General features: G+C 70.1%; 3 protein-coding genes. All 3 read left to right on the top strand.

Features of this window, described 5'->3' with window-relative positions; all coding sequences use genetic code 11:
• The coding region (locus B056_RS43550; protein ID WP_230202922.1) for a class I SAM-dependent methyltransferase at positions 1-724 on the top strand (724 nt) is incomplete at its 5' end.
• Complete coding sequence (locus B056_RS0109600) at positions 721-1,854, top strand: hypothetical protein (RefSeq protein ID WP_018501649.1); 1,134 nt, start codon at positions 721-723, stop codon at positions 1,852-1,854. The genes B056_RS43550 and B056_RS0109600, both read left to right, overlap by 4 nt.
• 16 nt (positions 1,855-1,870) lie before the next feature.
• Complete coding sequence (gene speD / locus B056_RS0109595) at positions 1,871-2,182, top strand: adenosylmethionine decarboxylase (protein ID WP_018501648.1); 312 nt, start codon at positions 1,871-1,873, stop codon at positions 2,180-2,182.
• The last annotated feature ends 64 nt before the right edge of the window (positions 2,183-2,246 follow it).

Below are 2,246 nucleotides of genomic sequence, written 5' to 3'. Positions count from 1 at the left end.
CCACAGATCGTCGGGGACCAGCCGCACCGCCAGGCTGTTCTCCATCACATCCATGATCAGATATGTACCCAGCGCCCCCACACGAGACACGCACTACAGCGGCGAGTTCGTCTTCGGTCTCGGTACCGAGAACATCCTGGCCGCCCTCGCCGAGGTTCCGCCCGCCGGAACCTGGATCGATCTCGGGGCCGGCTCGGAGTCGCTGCTGTGGTCGACCGCCCTGCAGACCCGCCGCCTCGTCGCCGTCGACCTCGACCCGCATCGGCTCACCCTCCTGCGCGCCTACGCGGCCACCCGCCGGCCCCGCCCCGCTTACCAGACCGCGCTCGCCCTACGCGCCCGGACCACGGCCGAGTTCGCCGAACGCTGCGACCGGCTGGCCGGCACCGTCGTCGCGGACTGCCTCGCCGACCGGCCGCTGCCGCTGCGACCCGGCGGCGCCGACTTGGTCACCCAGTTCGGGCTGCTCGGCCTCACCACCAGCCCCGAACAGTTCCTGTCCAGCTGGCACCGCGCCCACCAGCCGCTGACCGCCGGCGGCTGGGCGGCCGGGGCGAACTGGACCGCCACGAGCCCCGACGCCGGCCGGGTCCGCCTGTCCCGCCAGCTCTACACCGCCGCGTTCGTCCACAGCGGCATGACCGTGCTTCACCTCGAACGGATCCCCATCACCGGCGACCCCGATTTCGACGCCGTCTGGATCTACCTCGGGAGGAAACCATGACCCCCACCGCTACCAGTCCCAGCGACCGGCTGATCTTCGCCCCCGTCGGGATCGCCCACCTCACCGCCGACAACGCCGACCTCCTGCGCGCCGCCGCGGCCGGTCGCTCCCGGCTGCGCCTCACCACCGCCGCCCAGCTCAACGGCGTCCCCCACTTCGGCACCGTCGTCACCCTGCTCACCGTGTTCGCCGTCGCCCAGCACACCAGCGATGTCCTCGGCCTGCCCGCGAGCATCGTCTTCGACGCCCTCGACAACGCCCCCGCCGAACAGCTGACCATCGACGGCGAGATCTACACCCGCACCGTCGGTGACCTCATCGACTCCGGCCACCTCGACCGCACCGACCGCGTCGCCGGCTTCGAACGCCTCCTCGACTGGGCGCACCGCCGCTGCGGCGTCCCGTATGAGTTCCGGCCCTACGACGCCTACCAGGGCCTACGGCCGGTCCGCGCCTGCCTGCACACCCTCGCCTCCCGCCAAGGCGACTTCGCGTCCCTCGTCGCGCCCCGCGACGGCGTCATCCGCATCCGCCCCCGCTGCCCCGCCTGCCGGCTCATGCAGAAATCCGCCCGAGACCTGCGCATCACCGCGCTGCCCGGCGCGATCCGCCTCGACAGCCGCTGCCCCCACCACGGCCCCTACAGCGAGATCATCCCCGTGGACGGTGGCGGCTGGTACGACGCCAACACCCCGGTACGTTCCATCCAGATGGGCTACCTGCTCGCCGCCGAACGTGACCTGTACGACGCTTGCTCCGTCTCCGTCGACGGCGCCGACTGGGGCGGGGCCTGGCACGCCCACGTCCTTGCCCCCGCCCTCGCCACCCTCGGCATCCCCCCGGCCGACTGGCCGATCTCCCTGTTCACCCCACTCATCACTGACCGCACCGGCGGCAAGCTCTCCAAAACCCTCTACGTCACCCACGGCGCCTACGCCGACCTGCCCGAGCTCTTCCTCAACCTCGACATCCTGCTCGCCCAGCACGGCGACGACATCCTCGAACTCCTCTGGACCGAAGTCACCCGCTGGGCCGCCGAACCCCGCCGCCTGCACCGCACCTACACCGTGGACTACATCACCGCCCTACTCGACGCCGGCCTGCCCGCCGCCCGACTCCGCACCGCCTGAACACCCGGCCCGCACGATGATTCACGCCGTCTTCGACGTCACTCACTGCCACCCCGGCAACATTCCCGCCGACCACATCATGGGCGCGATGCGGGAAACCGCCCACCAGCTCGGCTGTACGATCCGATCCCACCTCGTCGAACCGTTCCAACCCCACGGCGTCACCTGCGTTCTCATTCTCGCCGAATCACATATCACCGTCTCCACCTGGCCTGAGCACCGACTTACCCACATCGATATCTTCACCTGCCGCGCCGATCTCGACCCTGGCCGCGCCATCGAACCCATCCTCGGCATCATTGAGCCTTTTCAGAGTTGCTTTGCCTGAATCGTGGGAACGTTCCATCTCGCGCGCATGAAGGAGCCGCCGACGGGCGACCCGGAGGCCGGAA

It is taken from the genome of Parafrankia discariae (assembly GCF_000373365.1).
In the GTDB taxonomy this organism is placed as follows: Bacteria; Actinomycetota; Actinomycetes; order Frankiales; family Frankiaceae; genus Parafrankia; species Parafrankia discariae.
This window is presented reverse-complemented; position numbering and strand designations above follow the sequence as displayed.

Coding starts and splice junctions, on each gene's coding strand:
- B056_RS0109600 (WP_018501649.1), top strand. CDS start 721: ATGACCCCCACCGCTACCAGTCCCAGCGACCGGCTGATCTTCGCCCCC.
- speD (WP_018501648.1), top strand. CDS start 1,871: ATGATTCACGCCGTCTTCGACGTCACTCACTGCCACCCCGGCAACATT.